At 68.7% G+C, this 21,453-nt stretch carries 20 protein-coding genes and 2 pseudogenes; 7 read left to right on the forward strand and 15 right to left on the reverse strand.

Features of this window, described 5'->3' with window-relative positions; all coding sequences use genetic code 11:
• The first annotated feature begins 10 nt into the window (after nucleotides 1–10).
• Entirely contained in the window at nucleotides 11–1,333 is a 1,323-nt protein-coding gene (locus QZW52_RS07400; protein ID WP_293996857.1) for an FAD-binding domain-containing protein, read from the forward strand.
• The gene (locus QZW52_RS07405) at nucleotides 1,266–2,000 is read left to right on the forward strand and encodes an SDR family NAD(P)-dependent oxidoreductase (protein ID WP_293996859.1); all 735 of its coding nucleotides are present in this window, start codon (nucleotides 1,266–1,268) and stop codon (nucleotides 1,998–2,000) included. The genes QZW52_RS07400 and QZW52_RS07405 overlap by 68 nt, the downstream gene beginning before the upstream one ends.
• 30 nt (nucleotides 2,001–2,030) lie before the next feature.
• On the opposite strand, the gene QZW52_RS07410 is transcribed toward QZW52_RS07405, so the two are convergent.
• The 12 genes from QZW52_RS07410 to QZW52_RS07465 all read right to left on the reverse strand — a co-directional run bounded on the left by QZW52_RS07410 (nucleotide 2,031) and on the right by QZW52_RS07465 (nucleotide 15,293).
• Complete coding sequence (locus QZW52_RS07410) at nucleotides 2,031–3,356, reverse strand: TRAP transporter large permease (RefSeq protein WP_293996861.1); 1,326 nt, start codon at nucleotides 3,354–3,356, stop codon at nucleotides 2,031–2,033.
• A complete protein-coding gene (locus QZW52_RS07415) occupies nucleotides 3,353–3,841 on the reverse strand; it encodes a TRAP transporter small permease (RefSeq protein WP_293996863.1) in 489 nt (162 codons plus the stop codon). The genes QZW52_RS07410 and QZW52_RS07415 overlap by 4 nt, the downstream gene beginning before the upstream one ends.
• Complete coding sequence (locus QZW52_RS07420; protein WP_293996865.1) at nucleotides 3,838–4,872, reverse strand: TRAP transporter substrate-binding protein; 1,035 nt, start codon at nucleotides 4,870–4,872, stop codon at nucleotides 3,838–3,840. Before QZW52_RS07420 ends, QZW52_RS07415 begins: the two co-directional genes overlap by 4 nt.
• A gap of 36 nt (nucleotides 4,873–4,908) precedes the next feature.
• Nucleotides 4,909–5,934 carry a PDR/VanB family oxidoreductase gene (locus tag QZW52_RS07425; protein WP_293996867.1) on the reverse strand — a complete coding sequence of 342 codons (1,026 nt, stop codon included), beginning with the start codon at nucleotides 5,932–5,934 and terminating at the stop codon, nucleotides 4,909–4,911.
• On the reverse strand, nucleotides 5,931–6,659 hold the full coding sequence (locus QZW52_RS07430; protein WP_293996869.1) for a GntR family transcriptional regulator: 729 nt from the start codon (nucleotides 6,657–6,659) through the stop codon (nucleotides 5,931–5,933). The genes QZW52_RS07425 and QZW52_RS07430 overlap by 4 nt, the downstream gene beginning before the upstream one ends.
• The gene (locus QZW52_RS07435) at nucleotides 6,659–7,747 is read right to left on the reverse strand and encodes an aromatic ring-hydroxylating dioxygenase subunit alpha (RefSeq protein WP_293996871.1); all 1,089 of its coding nucleotides are present in this window, start codon (nucleotides 7,745–7,747) and stop codon (nucleotides 6,659–6,661) included. Before QZW52_RS07435 ends, QZW52_RS07430 begins: the two co-directional genes overlap by 1 nt.
• 93 nt (nucleotides 7,748–7,840) lie before the next feature.
• A complete protein-coding gene (locus QZW52_RS07440; protein WP_293996894.1) occupies nucleotides 7,841–8,563 on the reverse strand; it encodes a FadR/GntR family transcriptional regulator in 723 nt (240 codons plus the stop codon).
• A 57-nt stretch (nucleotides 8,564–8,620) separates the two neighbouring features.
• Nucleotides 8,621–9,769 (reverse strand): multiple monosaccharide ABC transporter permease, encoded by a 1,149-nt coding sequence (mmsB, locus tag QZW52_RS07445; protein WP_293996873.1) that lies wholly within the window; start codon nucleotides 9,767–9,769, stop codon nucleotides 8,621–8,623.
• A complete protein-coding gene (mmsA, locus tag QZW52_RS07450; protein WP_293996875.1) occupies nucleotides 9,770–11,308 on the reverse strand; it encodes a multiple monosaccharide ABC transporter ATP-binding protein in 1,539 nt (512 codons plus the stop codon). It lies immediately after the preceding gene.
• 154 nt (nucleotides 11,309–11,462) lie between these two features.
• Nucleotides 11,463–12,536 (reverse strand): multiple monosaccharide ABC transporter substrate-binding protein, encoded by a 1,074-nt coding sequence (chvE, locus tag QZW52_RS07455; protein WP_293996877.1) that lies wholly within the window; start codon nucleotides 12,534–12,536, stop codon nucleotides 11,463–11,465.
• 49 nt (nucleotides 12,537–12,585) lie between these two features.
• A complete protein-coding gene (locus QZW52_RS07460; RefSeq protein WP_293996879.1) occupies nucleotides 12,586–13,518 on the reverse strand; it encodes a dihydrodipicolinate synthase family protein in 933 nt (310 codons plus the stop codon).
• Between the two features lie 32 nt (nucleotides 13,519–13,550).
• Entirely contained in the window at nucleotides 13,551–15,293 is a 1,743-nt protein-coding gene (locus QZW52_RS07465) for an IlvD/Edd family dehydratase (RefSeq protein WP_293996881.1), read from the reverse strand.
• Between the two features lie 167 nt (nucleotides 15,294–15,460).
• On the opposite strand from QZW52_RS07465, the gene QZW52_RS07470 reads away from it, so the two are divergent.
• From QZW52_RS07470 to QZW52_RS07485, 4 genes are all read left to right on the forward strand, one after another.
• Nucleotides 15,461–16,255: an SDR family NAD(P)-dependent oxidoreductase gene (locus QZW52_RS07470; protein WP_293996883.1), complete on the forward strand. Its 795-nt coding sequence runs from the start codon at nucleotides 15,461–15,463 to the stop codon at nucleotides 16,253–16,255.
• Entirely contained in the window at nucleotides 16,255–17,163 is a 909-nt protein-coding gene (locus QZW52_RS07475; protein WP_293996885.1) for an SMP-30/gluconolactonase/LRE family protein, read from the forward strand. Before QZW52_RS07470 ends, QZW52_RS07475 begins: the two co-directional genes overlap by 1 nt.
• Nucleotides 17,164–17,206: 43 nt before the next feature.
• The gene (locus QZW52_RS19205) at nucleotides 17,207–17,473 is read left to right on the forward strand and encodes a BrnT family toxin (protein ID WP_363226311.1); all 267 of its coding nucleotides are present in this window, start codon (nucleotides 17,207–17,209) and stop codon (nucleotides 17,471–17,473) included.
• Nucleotides 17,474–17,534: 61 nt separating this feature from the next.
• On the forward strand, nucleotides 17,535–17,795 hold the full coding sequence (locus QZW52_RS07485) for a BrnA antitoxin family protein (protein ID WP_434738291.1): 261 nt from the start codon (nucleotides 17,535–17,537) through the stop codon (nucleotides 17,793–17,795).
• An 88-nt stretch (nucleotides 17,796–17,883) separates the two neighbouring features.
• Here QZW52_RS07485 and QZW52_RS07490 read toward each other — a convergent pair whose 3' ends face one another.
• The 3 genes and pseudogenes from QZW52_RS07490 to rimO (QZW52_RS07495) all read right to left on the reverse strand — a co-directional run.
• Entirely contained in the window at nucleotides 17,884–19,089 is a 1,206-nt protein-coding gene (locus tag QZW52_RS07490) for a PLP-dependent transferase (protein ID WP_293996889.1), read from the reverse strand.
• Nucleotides 19,086–19,430 (reverse strand): annotated as a pseudogene (rimO, locus tag QZW52_RS19210) (30S ribosomal protein S12 methylthiotransferase RimO); the annotation flags it as partial. The gene QZW52_RS07490 and the pseudogene rimO (QZW52_RS19210), both read right to left, overlap by 4 nt.
• A gap of 124 nt (nucleotides 19,431–19,554) precedes the next feature.
• A pseudogene (gene rimO / locus QZW52_RS07495) lies at nucleotides 19,555–20,610 on the reverse strand (30S ribosomal protein S12 methylthiotransferase RimO); the annotation flags it as partial.
• A 56-nt stretch (nucleotides 20,611–20,666) separates the two neighbouring features.
• On the opposite strand from rimO (QZW52_RS07495), the gene QZW52_RS07500 reads away from it, so the two are divergent.
• The coding region (locus QZW52_RS07500; RefSeq protein ID WP_293996892.1) for an FAD-dependent oxidoreductase at nucleotides 20,667–21,453 on the forward strand (787 nt) is incomplete at its 3' end.

Genomic DNA, 21,453 nt, shown 5'->3' on the forward strand with positions numbered 1-21,453 from the left:
TGGCGTGACCATGGACACTTTTCTCTTCTCCGGCTCCCGCGCTGCCGCACTGGCGCGGCTGGCCAAGGTCGATGCCCACGCCTACGCCCAGACCCGCAATGCGCTCGACGGCGCCGTCACGGGCCTGTCGCCATGGATCACGCACGGCATCGCCACGCTGCCGGACGTGCTCGCCGGCATCGCCCGCGCCCAGCCCGCGGATCGGCGCATCGACCCGCAGCACAAGCTGGTGTTCGAGCTGGGCTGGCGGGCGTACTTCCAGCACGTCTGGACGCACCGCGGCGACGCCATCCTGCGCTCGCTCCACGGTGGCCCGCTGCCCGATGCCGCCTACGCGCACGGCGTTCCCCTCGACGTGCGCGAAGGCCGCACGGGGCTGCCGGTGATCGACCAGGCGATCCGCACGCTCTACGCCACCGGCACGCTGCACAACCACGCCCGGCTCTGGCTGGCGAGCTACCTCGTCCACCTGCGCAAGGTGCATTGGCGCAGCGGCGCCGAGTGGCTGGTCGGGCACCTGCTCGACGGCGACGTGGGCAGCAACCACCTGAGCTGGCAGTGGGTCGCCGGCACCAGCAGCCAGAAACCCTACCTCTTCAACGCCGACAACGTGGCCCGCCACGCTCCGGCGGCCTGGCACAGCCCCGGCACCGTGGTGGATTTGTCCTACGAATGGCTCGAACGCCTGGCGCGACAGCCCCGGCCCGTGCCCACGCAGCCCCGCATGGAGGGCGTGACAGAACCGGTGCTGCTGCACGGCCCACCCGCCGCACTGGGTTTTCACACCCCGGAGCCGGCGCTGGTGCGCCACCGGCATGTCTGGCTGGTCCACCCCTGGTCGATGGGCGAAGTGCCGCCGGATCTGCCGCCGGACACGCTGGTGCTGGCCATGGCCGTGCGCGAGGTCCACGCGGCGCGGCCCTGGAGTGCGGCGCGCTGGCGCTTCGTCGGCGAACGGCTGGACGAGTTGACGCCGCACCGATGGATCGCCTCCAACCACGACTGGCCGCTGGCCCTGCAAGGAGCGCGCTCGGTACAGACCGTGGCCAATCTGCACCTGCCGCGCCTGCTGGAGTCCATCGCTGCGACACGCCCTGCCGCCGCGCTCTTCCCCGAGGTGGAGCGGCCCTGCACCTCGTTCTCGCAGTGGTGGACGCGGGTGTCGCGTGCGCCGTCTGCTGCCCTGCTCACTGCCTTGCAACGCGACCCGACTGGAACACCCGATGACAAACGCTCAGATCCCCACACCCCGCAGCCCGTCGCCGATGACGCTCGCCCTCGTGACGGGCGCACGCGGTGGCATCGGCCAGCAGGTCTGCCAGCGGCTGCGTGACGCGGGCGTCACCGTGGCGGCGGTCGGACGGGGCGGAGAGGGCTTGCTGCAAGTTCCCGCCGACCTGCACATCGCCGCGGACACGTCCACGCCCGAAGGTGCCGCGCTGGCCATCGCGGCGTGCCGGGAAGCGTTCGGGGTGGTGCCGACCCAGTTGGCGCACTGCGTTGGCAGCACGCTGATCGCGCCGCTGCACCGCACGCGACCGGAGCAATACCGCGAGGTCTCGCGCGTCAACCTGGACAGCGCCTTCTTCATGCTGGGCGCCTGGGTCGAGGCGCTGCGCACGGCGGGGGTACCGGGGACGGCGGTGTTCGCCAGCTCGGTGGTTTCGCGCATCGGCGTGGCCAACCACGAGGCGATCGCAGCGGCCAAGGGCGGCGTCGAAGCCCTGGTGCGCGGTGCGGCGGCGACCTACGCCAGCGCCGGCCTGCGCATCAACGCCGTCGCGCCCGGCATGACCGACACGCCGATGACGGCCGGGATGCTCAAGCTCGACGCGATGCGCGAAGCCGCCGGCAAGCAGTACCCGCTCGGCGGCGTGCAGCAGGCGAGCGAGGTGGCCGACGTGATGGTGTGGCTGCTGGGGCCGCAGTCCAGCCGCCTCACCGGACAGGTGATCGCGGTGGACGGCGGCTTCACGCAGATCCGACCACTGGTGAAGTGACCGGATGCGGAGATCAGCGGCGTACGCGTGCTACTTGAACAGCAGCGTCACCAACCCCAGGCTGATCGACGGAAACGCCAGCAGCGCCAGCAGCCGCAGCACGTCGCTGGCCAGGAAGGGGAACACGCCTTTGTACGTCTCGTTCATCGACACGTCGCGCGCGATGCCGTTGACGACGTAGACGTTCAGCCCCACGGGTGGTGCCACCATCCCGATCCCCACCGTCATCAGCACCAGGATGCCGAACCAGATCGCCTTCGGTTCCTGCTCCAGCCCCATCAGCGGCAAGCCCATGATGGCCGGGAACAGCACGGGGATGGTCAGCAGCAGCATCGACAGCTCGTCCATCACGCAGCCCAGCACCACGTACATCAGCAACACCCCGCCGACGATCCACAGCGGCGACACTGCGAGGTGGCTGACCCACTGCGCCAGCGCCGCCGGCATCTGCGTCAGCGCCAGCGCCGCGTTCATCATGTCCGCACCGAGGAAGATCATGAACACCATCGCCGAGGTTTCCGCCGTGCCCACGAAGCTGCGCACGATGCCGGCGCGGTCCAGCTCGCGCCGCCCGATGCCGGCGAGGAAAGTGCCGACCGTGCCCACCGCCGCGCCTTCCGTCGGCGAGAACAGCCCGCCGTAGATCCCGCCGAACACCACCAGGAAGATCAGCACGATCGGCCAGATGTTCAGCAGCGCCGCCCACCGCGCCGACCACGCCAGCGGCGCACTCGGCTTGGCCAGCTCGGGGCGCAGGCGGCAGACGATGGCGATGACCAGCAGGTAGCCCGCCATCGCGATCAGGCCGGGGATGAAGGCCGCGGCGAAGAGCTTGGCGACGTTCTGCTCCGTCAAGATCGCATAGACCACCAGCGGCACCGAGGGCGGGATCAGGATGCCCAGCGTGCCACCGCAGGCCAGCGTCGCGGTGGACAGCCGGCCGTGGTAGCCGTTGGCCTTCATCTCGGGATAGGCGACCTGCGTGATCGTGGCCGACGTGGCGACGGACGAGCCGCACACCGCGCCGAACGCCGCCGCTGCCAGCACCGCCGCCATCGCCAGCCCGCCGCGGATGTGGCCGACAAACGCGGCCGCCGCCTTGAACAGGTCGCGGCTCAATCCACCTTGGGTCGCGAACTGACCCATCAGCAGGAACAGCGGGATCACCGACAGGTCGTACACCGTCAGCCGCGCGACGGGGGCGCCCTTGAGCTGGTTGAGCAGCGCCATGTCGTTGGTCAGCGCCCAGTAGCCGAGCGCACCGGGGATGAACATGGCCGCCGCGATCGGCACGCGCACGGCCATCATCAGCAACATCCCCGCGAACATCAGCAGGCCGATCGTGGTGGGGGTCATGCAGCGTGCTCCTCGGGGGTCGCACCCATGCCAGTGAACGCCTGCACCAGCGCGACCACGGCCGTCAGTGCCAGCCCAGGGGCCAGCAGCGCATAGGCCCACCACATCGGCAGGTCCAGGATCATCGTCGCCTCATGGGCCTCGCGCACCGCCTGCGCACCCACCGCCGTGCGCCACGCCAGCAGCGCCACCATCAGCGCCAGCAGCACGGCGCCCAGGCCGTCCAGCCCGCGCAGCACCGCAGGCCCCGCCTTCTGGGTGAAGAAGTCCACGATGATGTTGGCCCGCTGCACCTGCGCCCACGGCAGGCACAGCGAGATGCACAGCGCGATGCCGAACTGCGTCAGCTCGATGTCGCCCTGGATCGGCCGGGACCACAGCGCCCGCCCGGCGATGCTGACCACCACCATCAGCGCCACCGCCCCGGCGCACAGCCCGCCGAGCACCGCAAACCACCGGGCCAGCCGGGACAGCGCCGCGCTCATTTCTTGTACTTCACGAGCAGGTCACGGGCGTCCTGCAGCAACTGCTTGCCGTTCAGGCCACGCTTGTCCATGTCGGCGGTCCAGTCGTCGTACAGCCCGGCAGACGCCTTCACCCAGTTGTCCATCTCGGCGAGCGGCAGGCGGTAGAACACGTTGCCGTGCTCGGTGGCGGCCTTGCGCCCCGCCGTCTGGCTGTTGTCCCAGAGCTTGCCGATGGACTGCGAGTAGGCCGCGCCGCTGTTGTTGTCGATGACCTTCTTCAGCTCGGGGCTGAGGCCGTCGTACTTGGCCTGGTTCATCGCGAACACGAAGACCGCGCTGTACAAGGCCGGGCGCGAGGGGTCGGTCTCGGTGTGGTACTTGACCATCTCGTGCAGCTTCAGCGAGGGCATCACCTCCCACGGCAGCAGGAAGCCGTCGATCGTGCCCTTGCTCACCGCGTCGGGCAGCGCCGGCAGTGGCATGCCCACCGGAGACGCACCCAGCGCCGCCAGCAGCTTGTTGGTCTGCCGGGTCGGGGCGCGCATCTTCAGGCCCTTGAAATCGGCCAGCGTCTTCACCGGCTTGTCGCGGGTGTGGACATAGCCCTCGTCGTGGACCCAGGTGGCCAGGATCTTGGTGCCGGGGAATTCCTTGAGCGCGTTCTTCTGCAGGTAGTCCCACGCCGCGCGGGCGCCCACCTCGGCCGAGTTGGTCATGAAGGGCAGCTCGAACACCTCCATCGCCGGGAAGCGGCCCGCCGTGTAGCCGGGCAGCGTGATGATCACGTCGTCCACGCCGTCCTTCACCCGGTCCACGAGCTGCGGCGGCGTGCCGCCACCGGACATCGCCGGCAGCACCTGGCACTTCATCTTGCCGGCCGACTCGGCGGCGATCTTGTCGCACCACGGCGCGATGACGTTGACTGCGGCCATCGCCTGGGTGTTCCAGATGTGGTGGAACTTGAGGGTGACTTCCTGGGCCTGCGCGGCGCCAGCGCCAGCGAGGGCCAAGGCCGCAGCGGTGGCGGCCAGTCGGAACGGGGTCTTCATGTCGTTGTCTCCTGTCAGGTTCTGTGGGAATCGAATTCAGTCGGGACGATAGCTACTGTCCAGAACGATACAAGCGGGTGTTCCCGACGCCCCGCCCGCCACGCTCGCAACGCGCGACACGCAGGCGCAGATCTGGTGGTTTTCCGCGCGCTGGCCGGGGCTGAGGAACACGTCGCGGTGGTCCAGCACGCCGGACTCCACCGCCAGCACGTCCACCGCACACAGCCCGCACTCGCCGCGCCGACAGTCCGCCAGCACCTCGACGCCCGCCCGCTCCAGCGCCTCCAGCAGCGTGCTGTCCGGCGGCACGTCGAGCGTCAGGCCATGGCGCGGCAGCTTCACCGTGAACGCCTGTGCCGGGTGTTCGCCGCTGGTGCCGAAGGTCTCGAAGCGCAGGTGGACCGCCGGCCGGCCCGCCTCCCGCCAGACTTGGCGCGTGTGCTGCATCAAGCCGGCCGGGCCGCAGACGTAGCACTGCGCGTTCGCGGGCAGCGCGGCGATCTCGGCGGCAAGGTCCAGCGTCTGCCCGGCGCCCGTGACAACGGTGCGCAGCCGGTCGCCCAGCGCCTCGGCCAGCGTGTCGGCGAACACCAGTTCCTCGGCGACACGCGCCACCTGCAGCATCCGCACCCGCACATCACCGCGCAAGGCTGCCCGCTCCGCCAGCGCCTGCGCCATGCCGACCAACGGGGTCACGCCGATGCCACCGGCCAGCAGCAGCACGTCACGGGCGCGGTGGTCCAGCTCGAAGTGGCTGGCCGGCGCCCCGACCCGCAACCGGGCGCCCTCCTCCAGCCGCCACATGGCCCGCGAGCCACCCCGCCCCTGTGGCAGGTGCTTGACCGCGATGCGCCAGACGCCCTCGCCCGGCAGGCCAATCAGCGAGTAGTGGCGCGGCACCGTGCGCCGCTCGCCCACCGGCACCTCGACCGGCAGGTGGCTGCCCGGTGCGTAGGCGGTGGCGGCACCGTCGTCAGGGCGCAAGGTGAATTCGCGCACCGTGGGGCTGAGATCGGCGATGCGGTCCACCGTGACAAGGTGGGTCTGCTGGCTGGCTTTCATGGCGACAAACTCCCGTTGAACGATTCATCCACCGCCAGCGCCTCCAGCCGTCGCCGTGCAATGCGGGCGTGTTCGCGCATCAGGGCTTCGGCGCGGCTGCCTTCGCGCTGGGCAATGGCGTCGAGCACCTGGCGGTGCTGGTCCTGGGCGATGCGCAGCACGTCGCGGCCGGACGGCTGCCCGATCGACACGCCCAGGAATCCATTGGGCGAGGCAAACGGCAGCCGGCTGGTCCGCAGCAGTTCGCGGCCCAGCAGCGTACTGCCGCACATCCGGCCAAGCAGCGCGTGGAACTCGCCGTTGTGGTGCTCGTAGGCGGCGAACTCCGGCTCGCCCAGCGTCGGCACACCCAGCGCATCGTCGATCGCTGCCAGACACGCCCGTGCCTCGCCGAGCAAGGCCGCGGCCACCCCACGCTCGGCGGCCATGCGCGCCGCCAGTCCTTCGAGCGTGCCGCGCAGCTCGATGGCGTCGCGCACATCCTGCGGGCTGAACTGACGCACCCGGTAACCGCCACCGGACGCCGCGGCTTCCAGCAATCCCTCCTGCTCCAACCGCAGCAGCGCCGCACGCACTGGCGTGCGCGACACGCCGAGCCGCTCCGCCAGCGGCACCTCCAGCAGCCGCTCGCCCGGCAGCAGCGCGCCCGAGACGATCAGCTCGCGCAGCCGCTGCTGGGCTTGCGCGGTCTGGCTCGGGGCGATCTCGGCGTCGGTCATCGCCATCACACGGCGCGGATCGGGATCACCGGCGCGCTGACCCGCTCCTCGGCGGCGATCTGGCGGTCGATCAGCCGGCGTGCCCACATCGATCCGGCGTCGATGTTGAGGTTGCTGAAGCGGTAGCCGGGGTGGGCGTCGATGGCCCGTTGCTGGGCTTCGAGGATCACCTCGTCCTCGCCGAACACACGGGTCACGCCCTCGCGCAGTTCGGTGGTGATCTTCTGCTCGGTCAGCAGGTAGTTGCGCGAGAAGGCCCAGAAGTAGAGACAGGTCTTGTCCGTGGACGGCGTGACCGTGTTGAGCACAAAACCGTTGACGCCTTGCCGACGGTCGCTATCGTGGCCTTCGGACGGGATCGCGCCCGTGCCCGCCTTCGCCACGCCGACATCGATCGCCACCGTACACGGCGCCTCGAAACGGATGATCTGCCAGCGATCGACCGGCCCGGTGTAACCAAGCGCCTGCCGGATCTGCGAGGCCCAGAACGGGGGCGCCTCGATGGCGGACATCCAGCGGGTGACGGTGGTAGTGCGGTCGCCGTGGGTGGTGACGAACGGGGCTTCGGCGACTTCGCGGTTGCCAATGGACGAGCCGTGGACAAAGGTCTCGTGCGTCAGGTCCATCAGGTTGTCGATCACCAGCCGGTAGTCGCAAGCGACCTCGATCAGCTTGCCGTCGCCGGCCCACTCCGGATCGTGGTTCCAGTGCAGATCGGGCACCAGCGCGGGATCGGCCAGCGCCGGATCACCCGGCCAGACCCAGACAAAGCGGTGCCGCTCGACCACCGGATACGACGGCACGCAGGCCGAAGGGTTGACCGTTTCCTGCGATGGCATGCGGGTGCAGCGGCCTTGCGCGTCGTACACCAGCCCGTGGTAGCCGCACTCCACCTCGTCGCCCACCAGCCGCCCGAGCGACAGCGGCAGCAGGCGGTGCCAGCAGGCGTTTTCCAGCGCGACAGCCTCGCCCGCCGTGGTGCGGTAAAGGACCATCTGGCGGTTGGCGATGGTGCGGGGCAGCAGCACGCGCTTGACCTCGTGGTCCCAGGCGGCGGCATACCAAGCGTTGAGCGGGAAGGTGGCAGTGGACATCGGTACTCCCTGAACAGGGGTTGATGTCCGTCAATGTATACACGAAGACCCGAAAATGCACCCGTGTAAACACCAGCACCGGCTTTTCAACTGCTAACCTGCCTGACTCTCGGAGTTCTCCAGTCCGCCTTGTATACATGGCACTTCCAGCACCACCGACAAATCGCCCCGCGTCTCGTCGAGCTGCACCAGCGTAGCCTGCCGGGCACCGAGCGGGTCGCGGTGCTGCAGCGCGGTGAGGATGGCCTTGTGGCGCGGCAGCGAGAGCGCGTGGGTGTCCGGGTGCTGGCTGCTGAGCTTGATCGACTCGCGCAGCGCCAGCGACAGCATGTTGCCGATGTAGGCCAGCAGCGCGTTGCCGGTGGCCTCGGCGATGCGGCGGTGGAAAGCGAGGTCCGGCTCCAGCAAGGCTTCGGGCGTGGGCGCGGCCTCCATCGCAGCGTAGGCGCTGGCGATGCCGTCGATCGCGGCGTCGCTGGCGACCTGGGCGGCCAGCGCGGCGGCGGCCGGCTCGAAGATGCGCCGCACGGTCAGCAGCGTCTCGACGAACTCGCCCTGCGGTTTCGACTGGATCAGCCAGTACAGCACGTCCGGGTCCAGCAAATGCCAGTCGCTTTGCGCCCGCACCGTGGCGCCGGCCCGCTGGCGCGACAGCACCAGTCCCTTGGCCACCAGCACCCGCGTCGCCTCGCGCAGCACCGGCCGGCTCACGTCGTAGTCGGCACACAGCGACGCCTCGCTCGGCAGCCGGTCGCCGGGCTTCAGCTCGCCCGAGACGATGCGCATCCCCAGGTCGCGCACGATGCGCCCGTGCATGCTCTTGCGGTCGGGCGGCTCGCGGTAGTGCGGATCGGTGAACGGGGCTTTCAACCCTCAACCCTTCTTCTTGTTGTACACGTCCACGAACACCGCCGCGAGCAGCACCAGGCCCTTGATGACCTGCTGGTAGTCGATGCCGATGCCGAGGATGGACATGCCGTTGTTCATCACGCCCATGATGAAGGCGCCGATCACCGCCCCCAGCACCTTGCCCACCCCGCCCGAAGCCGAGGCACCGCCGATGAAACACGCGGCGATCACGTCCAGCTCGAAGCCCAGACCCGCCTTCGGCGTCGCCGTGTTGAGCCGCGCGGCGAACACCAGCCCGGCCAGCGCCGCCAGCACGCCCATGTTGACGAAGGTCCAGAACGACAGCCGATCCGTCTTGATGCCGGACAGCCGCGCCGCCTTCTCGTTGCCGCCCAGCGCGTACAGGCGCCGGCCGATGACGGTGCGCTGCGTGACGAAATCGAACAGCGCCATCAGCAGCGCCATGATGATCAGCACGTTCGGCAAGCCCTTGTAGGACGACAGCAGGTAGGCGAACAGCACGATCAGCGCGACGAACACCCCTTGCTTGCCGACGAAGAACGCCAGCGGCTCGCCCGCCATGCCGTGCGCCGCCTGCTGCGTGCGCTCGCGCAGCTTCAGCCAGAACAGCCCCGCCGCCAGCGCCAGTCCGATCACCAGCGAGGTCACCCGCAGCGTCTCCCCTTCGAACACGTCGGGGATGAAGCCCGAGCTGAGGAGCTGGAAGGTGTCCGGGAACGGCCCGACCGACTGCCCCTGCAGCAGCGCCAGACTCAGGCCCTTGAACACCAGCATCCCCGCCAGCGTGACGATGAAGGACGGGATCTTCATGAAGGCGACGAACCAGCCCTGCGCCGCGCCGATCAGCCCGCCGCAGACGAGGCACACCAGCGTAGCCGGCACGAAATGCCAGCCGTACTGCACCATCAGCACGGCCGCCAGCGCCCCGATGAACCCGACCACCGACCCCACCGACAGGTCGATGTGTCCCGCCACGATCACCAGCAGCATGCCCAGCGCCATGATGACGATGTAGCTGTTCTGCAGGATCAGGTTGGTGAGGTTGAGCGGCTGCATCAGCGTGCCGTCGGTCATGACCTGGAAGAAGGCCATGATGGCGATCAGGGACATCAGCATCCCGTACTCGCGGAGGTTGTTCTTCAAGGCATCCATTCAGCGTGCTCCCGACGAAACCGACGAAACGATCGATCGCATGATCTTTTCCTGACTCGCCTCGGCGGCGGTGAATTCGGCGACGAAGCGGCCTTCGTTCATCACGTAGATCCGGTCGCACATGCCGAGCAGCTCGGGCATTTCCGACGAGATCATCACGATGCAGCGCCCCTCGGCGGCCAGCCCCGCCATGAGGCTGTAGATCTCGAACTTGGCACCCACATCGATGCCGCGGGTCGGCTCGTCGAGGATGAGCACCTGCGGCTGCGAGAACAGCCACTTGCTGAGCACCACCTTCTGCTGGTTGCCGCCGGAGAGGTTGCCCACTGTCTGGTACACGTCGGCGCAGCGGATGCCCAGCGCCCGGCGGTACTCGTTGGCGACCGTGAACTCGCGGCCCTCGTCGATCACGCCGCGCCGCGACACGCCGGACAGGTGCGCCAGCGTGATGTTGTGGTCGATGCCGTGGTCGAGCACCAGGCCGTAGCCCTTGCGATCCTCGGTGACGTAGGCGATGCCGTGGTCGATGGCACGCTGGATGGTGGAGACATCGACCGGCTGCCCCTTCACGCGCACCTCGCCGCGGATGCGCTGCCCGTAGGCGCGGCCGAACACGCTCATCGCCAGCTCGGTGCGCCCGGCCCCCATCAGCCCGGCGATGCCGACGATCTCGCCGCGCCGCGCCGTCAGGTTCACGCCCTTGACCACCTGGCGGTCGGCGTGCAGCGGGTGATGCACCGTCCAGTCGCGCACCTCGAACACCGTCTCGCCGAGTTCTGGCGTGCGGCGCGGGTAGCGGTCGGCCATCTCGCGGCCGACCATGTGGCGGATGATCTCGTCCTCGCTCGGCGGGGCGTCGCGGCAGTCGATGTGGTGGACCGTCGCACCGTCGCGCAGCACCGTCACCGCGTCGGCCACCTTGGCGATCTCGTTGAGCTTGTGCGAGATGAGGATGCAGGCGATGCCCTGGCGCCGCAGCTCCACCAGCAGCCGCAGCAGCGCGTCGCTGTCGGTCTCGTTCAGGCTCGCGGTCGGCTCGTCGAGGATGAGCAGCTTCACCTCCTTGGACAGCGCCTTGGCGATCTCCACGAGCTGCTGCTTGCCCACGCCGAGGTCGTCGATCAGCGTCGTCGGCGACTCGGCCAGCCCCACCTTGTCGAGCAGGGCGCGGGTGCGGACGTGGCACGCCTGCCAGTCGATCACGCCGTAGCGCGACGGCTCGTTGCCGAGGAAGATGTTCTCGGCGATCGACAGCAGCGGCACCAGCGCCAGCTCCTGGTGGATGATGATGACGCCGACGTGTTCGCTGTCGGCGATGCCCGAGAAGGCCCGCGGCTGACCGTCGTAGACGATCTCGCCGCTGTAGCTGCCGTGCGGGTACACGCCGCTGAGCACCTTCATCAGCGTGGACTTGCCGGCGCCGTTCTCGCCCACCACGGCGTGGATCTCGCCGGCCCGCACGCGCAGGTTCACGTTGTCGAGCGCCTTGACGCCCGGGAACTGCTTGGTGATGCCGCGCATCTCTAGGATGGTTGTCACGGGGTGGGTCTCGTTTCGAGTCTTGGGAGAGGGCTGCGCTGGCGAACCCCCCTCCCAACCCTCCCCCCGCTGGGGGGAGGGCTCAAGGCAGGCATGTGTTCCCGTATTCCTCCTCCCCCCAGCGGGGGGAGGCCGGGAGGGGGGTTCCCCGCGCTTACTTGATCTGGCTTTCCTTGTAGTAGCCGCTGTCGATCAGGATCGGCTTCCAGTTCGTCGCGTCCACGCTGACCGGCTTGAGCAGGTAGGACGGCACCACCTTGACCCCGTTGTTGTAGGTCTTGGTGTCGTTGATCTCGACCTTCTTGCCGCTGAGCATCGCGTCGATCATGCCGCCGGTGACCTTGGCCAGTTCACGCGTGTCCTTGAACACGGTCGAGTACTGCTCGCCGCGCAGCATGGACTTGACCGAGGCGACTTCGGCGTCCTGGCCCGAGACGAACGGGTACGGCTGCTTCGGCGTGCCGTAGCCGACGCCCTTCAGCGAGGACAGGATGCCGATGCTCAGGCCGTCATACGGCGACAGCACGGCGTCCACGCGGTCCTTGCCGTAGTAGGCGCTGAGCAGGTTGTCCATGCGGGCCTGGGCGACGGCGCCGTCCCAGCGCAGCGTGCCGACCTTGTCCATGCCCATCTGCTTGGAGCGCACGACCAGCTTGCCGCTGTCGATGTAGGGCTTGAGCACCGACATCGCGCCGTCGTAGAAGAAGAAGGCGTTGTTGTCGTCCGGCGAGCCGCCGAACAGCTCGATGTTGAACGGGCCTTTTCCGCCCGCGAGGTTCAAGCCCTTGACCAGCGAGTTCGCCTGGATCACGCCGACCTGGAAGTTGTCGAAGGTGGCGTAGTAATCGACGTTCTTGCTGCCCTTGATCAGGCGGTCGTAGGCGATGACCTTGACGCCCTTGTCCGCCGCTTTCTGCAGCGCGTTCGACAGCGTCGTGCCGTCGATGGCGGCGATCACCAGCACCTTGACGCCTTTGGTGATCATGTTCTCGATCTGGGCGAGCTGGTTCGGGATGTCGTCGTCGGCGTACTGCAGGTCGGCCTTGTAGCCCTTGTCCTTGAGCACCTTGACCATGCTGTCGCCGTCCGAAATCCAGCGCGCCGAGGACTTGGTGGGCATCGACACGCCGACGCTGCCCTTGTCCTGGGCATAGGCCGTGCCGGTCAGTGCAAAGGCTGCGACCAGTCCGGTGGCGAGCGTGGTCTTGAGCATCAGTTTGCGGTTCATCGTTGTCTCCTGTCGGTCTTCGAGCCAACCGGGCTCGGCGGGTTTGGGTTCATCGACCCCAGCGCAGCACCAGCGGATCGAGCCGGCGCGCCGTCTCGATCAGGCCGGCGCGGGTGTCAGGGTGCATCGCGGGCAGCGGATGGCGCGGTGCCTCGCAGGCGATCACGCCGCCCTCCTGCATCAGCGCCTTGCAGGCCAGCAGGCCGCACTGGCGGTTCTCGTAGTTGATGAGCGGCAGCCACTGCGTGTAGAGCGCCACCGCCTCTTCGCGCCGACCTGCGCGGTAGGCATCGACGATCAGGCGGATGCCGTCCGGGTACGCGCCGCCGGTCATCGCGCCGGTCGCGCCCGCGTCCAGATCGGGCAGCAGCGTGATGGCTTCTTCGCCGTCCCACGGGCCTTCGACCGCATCGCCGCCGAGCCGGATCAGCTCGCGCAGCTTCGACGCCGCACCCGAGGTCTCGATCTTGAAATACGCCACCTGCGCGATCTCGCGGGCCATGCGGGCGAGGAAGTCGGCGGACATCGCGGTGCCGCTGATCGGCGCGTCCTGCACCATGATCGGGATGCCGATCGCATCGGACACGGTGCGGTAGAAGGCGTGGATCTGCCCTTCCGACACCCGCAGCGTCGCGCCGTGGTACGGCGGCATGACCATCACCATCGCCGCGCCCTGGTCCTGCGCCCGGCGGCTGCGTTCGGCGCAGATCCGGGAGCTGAAATGCGTCGTCGTCACGATCACCGGCACGCGACCGGCGACGTGCGCAAGGATCGCGCGGGTCAGCGTCTCGCGCTCGTCGTCGGACAGCACGAACTGCTCGGAGAAGTTCGCCAGGATGCACAGGCCGTTCGAGCCGGCGTCGATCATGAAATCGACACAGCGCAACTGGCTGGGCAGGTCGAGGTCGCCGGACGCGGTGAACGTCGTCGGCACGACCGGGTAGACGCCGATGTGGCGGGGATTGCGGGCGGAAAACGTCATCGGTACAGCCTCAATGCGCAGTCAACGCGCACTCAATGCGAATGGCGCGGCACCTCGGCCCCGCGGCACCCGACCAGGAAATCGAAATCACAGCCCTCGTCCGCCTGCAGCACATGCTCGACGTAGAGCTTGCGGTAGCCGCTGCCATCGGCCGGGATGGGCTGGCGCGTTTCGGCCCAGACCGCAAGACGCGCCTGAAGCTCCTCGTCCGACACCTCCAGGTGCAGCCGCCCGCCCGCGCAGTCCAGCTCGATCCAGTCGCCGTCCTGCACCACCGCCAGCGGCCCGCCCGCCCGCGCTTCCGGTGCGACGTGCAGCACCACGGTGCCGTAGGCCGTGCCACTCATGCGCGCATCCGACAGCCGCACCATGTCCGTCACGCCCTGCGCCAGCAGCTTCGGCGGCAGGCCCATGTTGCCGACCTCGGCCATGCCGGGATAACCCCGCGGGCCGCAGTTCTTCAGCACCAGCACCGACTGCGCATCCACCACCAGCTCGGGATCGGCGATGCGCGCCTTGTAGTCTTCGAGGCTCTCGAACACCACCGCCCTGCCCCGGTGCTGCAACAGCGCGGGCGTCGCCGCCGACGGCTTGAGCACCGCCCCACGCGGCGCCAGATTGCCGCGCAGGATGCAGATCCCGCCATCGGCCACCAGCGGCTTGTCCAGCGGGCGGATCACCTCGTCGTTCCACAGCGGCGCGTCCTGCACGTTCTGCCACAGCGTGCGGCCGTTGGCGGTGAGCGCGTCCGGGTGCGGCAGCAAACCCGCTTCGCCCAGCCGCCGCAGCACCGCCGGCAAGCCGCCCGCGTCGTGGAACTCCTCCATCAGGAAGCGCCCGGACGGCTGCAGATCGACGATCGTCGGCGTGCCACGGCCGACGCGGGTCCAGTCTTCCAGCGCCAGATCCACGCCGATGCGCCCGGCGATCGCCTTCAGGTGGATCACCGCGTTGGTCGAGCCGCCGATCGCCGCGTTGACGCGGATCGCGTTCTCGAACGCCTCGCGGGTCAGCAGCTTCGACAGGCGCAGATCCTCCTTGGCCATCTCGACGATGCGCATCCCGGACAGATGCGCCAGCACGTAGCGCCGCGCATCGACCGCCGGAATCGCCGCGTTGTGCGGCAGCGTGACGCCGAGCGCCTCGGCCATGCACGCCATCGTGGACGCCGTGCCCATCGTGTTGCAGGTGCCCGCCGAGCGCGACATGCCCGCCTCGGCCGACATGAATTCGTGGATCGAGATGGTGCCGGCCTTGACCTGCTCGGAGAGCTGCCACACGGCGGTGCCCGAGCCAATATTGCGGCCCTGGTGCTTGCCGTTGAGCATCGGCCCGCCCGACACCGCGATCGCCGGCACGTCGCAGCTCGCCGCGCCCATCAGCAGGGCCGGCGTCGTCTTGTCGCAGCCGACCATCAGCACCACCGCGTCGATCGGGTTGCCGCGGATCGCCTCCTCCACGTCCATGCTCGCCAGGTTGCGCGTGAACATCGCCGTGGGGCGCAGGTTGGACTCGCCGTTGCTGAACACCGGAAACTCGACCGGGTAGCCGCCCGCCTCGAACACCCCGCGCCGCACCCGCTCGGCCAGTTCGCGGAAATGGGCGTTGCACGGCGTCAGCTCGGACCAGGTGTTGCAGATGCCGATGATCGGCTTGCCCTGGAACTCGTGGTCCGGGATGCCCTGGTTCTTCATCCAGCTGCGGTACATGAAGCCGTTCTTGTCCACCGTGCCGAACCATTCGGCGGACCTGAGCTTGCGGGGGGGCGACGACATGGCGGGTGCAACGCGGGGACGCTGGAGTGGCAACGTCGCCATTAAAGTATTACTTTATTTGCGATGTTCACGGTACAAACCCTGAATCCGCGCAAATCGCCAAAATTTAGTATGACTACATCGCTACCCCAATCGCTACCCAAACCGCCAACCCAGTCGCCACCACCATGTCCCCGCCCAAGCCCCGCCCTGCCCGCTTTGCCCGCTACCCCAGCCTGACCGACCGCGCCGTCCTCATCACCGGCGGCGCTACCGGCATCGGCGCCACGCTGGTCCGCGAGTTCGTCGCGCAAGGCGCGCGGGTCGGCTTCATCGACATCGACGAGACAGCGGGCGAGGCCCTGGCCGCCGCGCTCGCTGCCAAGGCCCGCACCCGCCACGCGCCGGTGTTCGTGCGCGCCGACGTGACCGACATCCCGGCGCTGCAAGCCGCCATCGAGTCCATCCGCCAACGCTGCGGCCCGATCGCCGCGCTGATGAACAACGCCGCCAACGACCAGCGCCACAGCATCGACTCGACCACCTCGGAGTCGTGGGACCGGGGCGTGGCGGTCAACCTGAAGCACCAGTTCTTCGCCGCGCAGGCGGTGGCGGCCGACATGCGGGCGGCGGGCGGCGGCTCGATCGTCAACTTCGGATCGATCAGTTGGATGCTCAAGCAAGGCGGGATGCCGGCCTACACCGCGTCGAAGGCGGCGGTGCAGGGGCTGACCCGCGGGCTGGCGCGGGATCTGGGGCGGTTCAACATCCGCGTCAACACGCTGGTGCCGGGCTGGGTGATGACGGAAAAGCAGGTGCGGCTGTGGGTCGATGACGCGGCGAAGGCGGACATCTCGCGGCTGCAGTGCATCGACCGTCCGCTGATGCCCGCCGACATCGCCCGCATGGCGCTGTTCCTGGCGGCCGACGACAGCGCGCTGTGTACGGCGCATGACTTTCAAGTGGATGCAGGGATCGTTTGATGGACAACGACAACAACCAGGCCACAGCGGAATTGCTGGTGGATGCACAGGCCAGGCTCGGCGAAGGCCCGCTGTGGTGCCCGGTCGAGCAGGCGCTGTACTGGACCGACATCCAGTCCTCGACGCTCAGCCGCTGGCGGGCGGCGGATGGCGCGGTGCGGGTCTGGCCGATGCCGGAGCGGCTGGGCAGCTTCGCGTTCTGCGAAGAGCCGGGGCGCTTGCTGCTGGCGCTGGCATCGGGGGTCGCGCTGTTCGATCTGGAGCGCGGCGCGTTGCTGACGCCGATCGTGCCGGTCGAGCCAGAGAACCCGACGACGCGGCTGAATGATGGGCGCTGTGATCCGCAGGGGCGCTTCGTCGTCGGCATCTACAACCAGACGCCCGACGAGGCGCCGATCGGCCATTTCTACCGCGTCGGCTGCACGGACGGCGCGCTGAACGTCGAGCGCCTGCCGCTGCCGAAGGTCGGTGTGGCCAACAGCCTCGCCTTCAGCCCGGATGGCACGAGGCTGTATTTCACCGACTCGCCGACGCGGCAGATCTGGTGCGTCGATTACCACGCCGATGGGCGGCTGGGCGAGCCGCGGCCGTTCGTGAAGCTCGGGGCGCACGAGGGGTATCCGGACGGCTCGACGGTCGATGCGGAAGGGGGTTTGTGGAATGCGCAGTGGCGGGGGAACTGCGTCGTGCGCTATGACGCGGAGGGGCGCGAGACGGATCGGCTGGCGCTGCCGGCGAGTCAGATCACCTGTCCGGTGTTTGGCGGGGCGGGGATGGACGAGTTGTTCGTGACCTCGGCGCGGGCGGGGGTCACGGCGGAGGAACTGGCTGGGGAGCCGGGGGCGGGTGGGGTGTTTCGGTTGCGGGTGGGGCAGCGGGGGGTGGGGGCGTATCGGTTTCGGGGTTGAACTGGCGCTTGCTGAAAAATCAAAACGCATCTACATTTTTATCATGATCACTTGGCACGAAACCAAGCGCCGCACGAACATCAGCAAGCACGGAATTGATCTCGCGGAACTGGAAAGCGTCTTTGACGCGCCGATGATCACGGTGGAAGATGCCCGCGCCAGCTACGGCGAGCTTCGGCTTCAGAGCCTGGGCTACTGGCAAGGTCGGGTTGTCTTCTTGGTCTGGACCGAGCGCGATGAAGGCGCTCACCTCATCTCCTGCCGCCATGCCAATCGCAAAGAAGCCCAAGACTATTTCTCCGGCCTTTAGTCCCGCTCAAATCGCCATCGCGCTGGCTGCCGCCGCACCGGCAGTGGCGCCCGAAACCCCTGTGGACTGGAGCAAGGGAGTCGCCACACCGGGCGGTGGCGTGGCTGAAACCATTTCTCAACTGCGCCGGACCCGCGGCAAGAACAAGAGTCCGACCAAGGAGCAGGTGGCCATACGCCTTGATCCGGGCGTGTTGGCAGCCTTTCGAGCCAGCGGACGTGGGTGGCAGACCCGGGTGAACACGGCGCTGAAGGAGTGGCTGAAGACCGGGGCGCTCGCCAAGCCTTTGCCCTCGGCAAAGTCCGCCAAAACCGGCGGATGACTCAACGATCAAGGCACCTCAGACATCCGCACGCCTACGCAAAAGCAGACAGTGCCGGAACGCTGATCGGTGCCGACATCCGGATCCACTAACTGATCGTGCCCTGAACCACCGCCAGCGCCTGCCCCAGATCGCCCACCAGATCCTCCACCGCCTCCAGCCCGATGCACAGCCGCACCAGCGTCCCGCGGTACGGCGTCGCCAGTGCCCGCATCGCCTTGGACTGATACGGCACCGCCAGACTCACCGGCCCGCCCCACGACCAGCCGATGCGGAACAACCGCAGCGCATCGACAAACGCATCCACCTGCGCCGCGCTGAACTGCGGATCGAACTCGACCGTGACCAGCCCGGCCGCCGCCGAACACAGTTCAGCCCAATGCGCATGGCCCGGTGAATCGGGCAGCGCCGGGTGCAGCACGCGCACGAATTCGGCCCGCCTCTGGCACCACGCGGCGATGCGCCGACCCGCCGCATCCTGCGCCGCGTAACGCAGCGCCAGCGACGGCAGCCCGCGCAGCAGCGCCTCGACATCGTTGGCGCCCACCCCCAGCCCGAGCCGGCTGTGGCACCACGCGAGCCGCCGGTACAGCGCGTCGTCGCGGCACGCGACCGACCCCATCAGCACGTCCGCGCCGCCAGACGGGTACTTGGTCAGCGCATGCACCGTCACGTCCACCGCCAGCCCGTCGCCGAGATCGAAGGCGTTGAACGCGATCCCGGCGCCCCAGGTGTTGTCGAGCGCGACCACCGCCTGCGGTGCCTGCGCCCTCGCCTCACGCACCAGCGCCCGCAGATCCGGAAACTCCAGCGTCACCGAACCCGGCGCCTCCAGCCAGACCAGCTTCGTCTGTGGCGTCAGCGCCGCGAACAGCGAGGCCGGTTCCATCGGGTCGTACAACCGGCACGCGATGCCCCACTGCTTCAGCTCGTGCGTGGCGAAACTGCGGCTCGGGCCATAGACGTTGTCGGGCAACAGCACCTCGTCCCCCGCCGACAGCAGCGCCATGTCCACCAGCGTGATCGCCGACAGCCCGCTCGGCGCGAGCAGGACGTGGTTCGCACCTTCGAGCGTGGCGAGCCGCGCCTCCAGCGTGAACGTGGTGGGGGTGCCGTGCAGGCCGTAGGTGTAGCCGCTCTTGTCATCCCAGCGCCGCTCTCGCAAGGCCGCGACGCTCGGGAAGAACACCGACGACGCCTTGAACACCCCCGGCGGCAGCGCATCGAACTCGGCCGGTGCGGTGTACGGGTGGTGGATCAGGCCGGTCGTCAGCCGATCGACCCCCTCGGTCACAGCAGTTCACCCACCAGGTCGTGCCCCGAGGTGCCAACGATCCGCACCCGCGCGAAGTCGCCGACCTTCATCGTCTTGGAAGCCTTGGTCGGCGCCAGGATCTTCACCGTGCCGTCGATCTCGGGCGCATCGGCATAGGTGCGCGCCACACCGCCCTTGCGGCCCATCGACGGTGCGCTGTCCACCAGCACCTGCATGGTCGAGCCGACGCGACGCTGCAGCTTGGCCGTCGAGACAGCTTCGGCCACCGCCATGAAGCGGGCGCGGCGCTCTTCGCGCACGGCGTCCGGCAACGCGCCTTCCAGCGCATTGGCCGGCGCCCCTTCGATCGGCGAGTAGGCGAAGCAGCCGGCGCGGTCGATCTGCGCTTCCTTCAGGAAATCAAGCAAGTACTCGAACTCGGCTTCGGTCTCGCCAGGGAAGCCGGCGATGAAGGTCGAGCGCACGACGATCGATCGGCGAGTAGGCGAAGCAGCCGGCGCGGTCGATCTGCGCTTCCTTCAGGAAATCAAGCAAGTACTCGAACTCGGCTTCGGTCTCGCCAGGGAAGCCGGCGATGAAGGTCGAGCGCACGACGATCTCGGGACACGCCTCGCGCCACTTCAGCAGCCGCTCCAGGTTGCGCTCGCCGCTGGCAGGACGCTTCATGCGCTTGAGCACGTCGGGGTGGGCATGCTGGAACGGCACGTCGAGGTACGGCAGCACCAGCCCTTCGGCCATCAGCGGCAGGATCTCGTCGACGTGCGGATACGGGTAGACGTAGTGCAGGCGGACCCAGGCGCCATGCTGCTTGGCCAGTTCGCCGAGCTGCGCCACGAGGTCGAGCATCTTGGTCTTGACCGGCTTGCCATCCCAGAAGCCGGTGCGGTACTTGACATCGACGCCATAGGCCGAGGTGTCCTGGCTGATGACGAGCAGCTCCTTCACGCCGCCCTCGAACAGCGCCCGCGCCTCGTTCAGCACGTCGCCGATCGGCCGCGAGACGAGGTCGCCGCGCATCGACGGGATGATGCAGAACGAGCAGCGGTGGTTGCAGCCCTCGCTGATCTTCAGGTAGGCGTAGTGCCGCGGCGTGAGCTTGATGCCGGCGGCGGGCACGAGGTCGATGAAGGGGTCGTGCGGCTTGGGGACGTGCAGGTGGACGGCGTCCATCACTTCCTGCGTCGCGTGCGGCCCCGTGACGGCGAGCACGCTGGGGTGCATCTGGCGCACGAGGTTGCCGCCGCCGTCGCCCGTCTTGGCGCCGAGGCAGCCGGTGACGATGACCTTGCCGTTGGCGGCCAGCGCCTCGCCGATGGTGTCGAGGCTTTCGCGCACGGCGTCGTCGATGAAGCCGCAGGTGTTGACAATCACCAGGTCGGCGCCCTGGAAGGTCTTGCTGGTGGCGTAGCCCTCGGCGCTGAGCTGGGTCAGGATCAGTTCGGAGTCCGTCAAAGCCTTCGGACAACCCAGGCTGACGAAGCCGATGCGGGGGGTCGGCGCAGCGGCCGAGGCGGTGGAATTGGTGGCGAGATCACTCATGGCGTGAATTGTCCCTCAGTCGCGGACAATGCCCGGCCCCACCGATGACGCCACGCATGTCGATCCCCTCCCCGCTCCCCGATTTCCTCACCGCCAGCGGCTTGCCGGCACGCTGGCAGGGCCGCGAGCGGCTGGTCGTGCTGGACCTCGGCCCAGGCGCTGCCGCACGGTTCGAGGCACTGCAGGCCGCCTGGTGCGCCGACCCGCTGCGCTGCGAGCGGCTGATCGTCCTGGCACTCGACGGCCCGGACAGCGCCGACCACGCGGACAGCCGGGTGCAGTGGATGCGCCTGTCCGGCGAGCCGGAAACCGCGCTGCGCGGCGTGCAGGCGCAGGTGGATGCCTTCTGGCTGGGCGACACACTGGCGGTGTCGGACGATCTGCTGCGGCGCCTGCACCGACTGGCAGCACCCGCAGCCACGCTCTGGTCGGCCCGGCCGGACACCGACTGGCACACCCGCTTTCCGCCGCGCTACCTCCCGCCACGTCCTGCCGCGTTCCGCCCACCGCACCAGGGGCCGCGCGCGGCGCTGGTCATCGGGGCCGGGCTGGCCGGGTGTGCCGCTGCCTGGGCGCTGGCACGTCAGGGCTGGCACACGACCGTGCTGGACCGGCAAGCCGCCCCCGCCCAGGAAACCTCCGGCAACCCCGGCGGCCTGATGCACGGCACCTTCAACGCGCCAGACGGCCTGCACGCGCGCTGGTTCCGCGCCGCCTCGCTGCTGACGGCGCGGCTGGCGCGACCGGCCATCGCCTCGGGCGCAGTCGCGGGGGATCTGAGCGGGTTCGTGCGGCTGGAACCGCGCATCGACACCGCACTGGCGGCGGAACAACTGGCGCGGG

The organism is Sphaerotilus sp., assembly GCF_013299175.1.
Lineage (GTDB): Bacteria > Pseudomonadota > Gammaproteobacteria > Burkholderiales > Burkholderiaceae_C > Sphaerotilus.

Coding starts and splice junctions, on each gene's coding strand:
- QZW52_RS07400 (WP_293996857.1), top strand. CDS start 11: ATGGACACTTTTCTCTTCTCCGGCTCCCGCGCTGCCGCACTGGCGCGG.
- QZW52_RS07405 (WP_293996859.1), top strand. CDS start 1,266: ATGACGCTCGCCCTCGTGACGGGCGCACGCGGTGGCATCGGCCAGCAG.
- QZW52_RS07410 (WP_293996861.1), bottom strand. CDS start 3,356: ATGACCCCCACCACGATCGGCCTGCTGATGTTCGCGGGGATGTTGCTG.
- QZW52_RS07415 (WP_293996863.1), bottom strand. CDS start 3,841: ATGAGCGCGGCGCTGTCCCGGCTGGCCCGGTGGTTTGCGGTGCTCGGC.
- QZW52_RS07420 (WP_293996865.1), bottom strand. CDS start 4,872: ATGAAGACCCCGTTCCGACTGGCCGCCACCGCTGCGGCCTTGGCCCTC.
- QZW52_RS07425 (WP_293996867.1), bottom strand. CDS start 5,934: ATGAAAGCCAGCCAGCAGACCCACCTTGTCACGGTGGACCGCATCGCC.
- QZW52_RS07430 (WP_293996869.1), bottom strand. CDS start 6,659: ATGGCGATGACCGACGCCGAGATCGCCCCGAGCCAGACCGCGCAAGCC.
- QZW52_RS07435 (WP_293996871.1), bottom strand. CDS start 7,747: ATGTCCACTGCCACCTTCCCGCTCAACGCTTGGTATGCCGCCGCCTGG.
- QZW52_RS07440 (WP_293996894.1), bottom strand. CDS start 8,563: ATGCACGGGCGCATCGTGCGCGACCTGGGGATGCGCATCGTCTCGGGC.
- mmsB (WP_293996873.1), bottom strand. CDS start 9,769: ATGGATGCCTTGAAGAACAACCTCCGCGAGTACGGGATGCTGATGTCC.
- chvE (WP_293996877.1), bottom strand. CDS start 12,536: ATGAACCGCAAACTGATGCTCAAGACCACGCTCGCCACCGGACTGGTC.
- QZW52_RS07460 (WP_293996879.1), bottom strand. CDS start 13,518: ATGACGTTTTCCGCCCGCAATCCCCGCCACATCGGCGTCTACCCGGTC.
- QZW52_RS07465 (WP_293996881.1), bottom strand. CDS start 15,293: ATGTCGTCGCCCCCCCGCAAGCTCAGGTCCGCCGAATGGTTCGGCACG.
- QZW52_RS07470 (WP_293996883.1), top strand. CDS start 15,461: ATGTCCCCGCCCAAGCCCCGCCCTGCCCGCTTTGCCCGCTACCCCAGC.
- QZW52_RS07475 (WP_293996885.1), top strand. CDS start 16,255: ATGGACAACGACAACAACCAGGCCACAGCGGAATTGCTGGTGGATGCA.
- QZW52_RS19205 (WP_363226311.1), top strand. CDS start 17,207: ATGATCACTTGGCACGAAACCAAGCGCCGCACGAACATCAGCAAGCAC.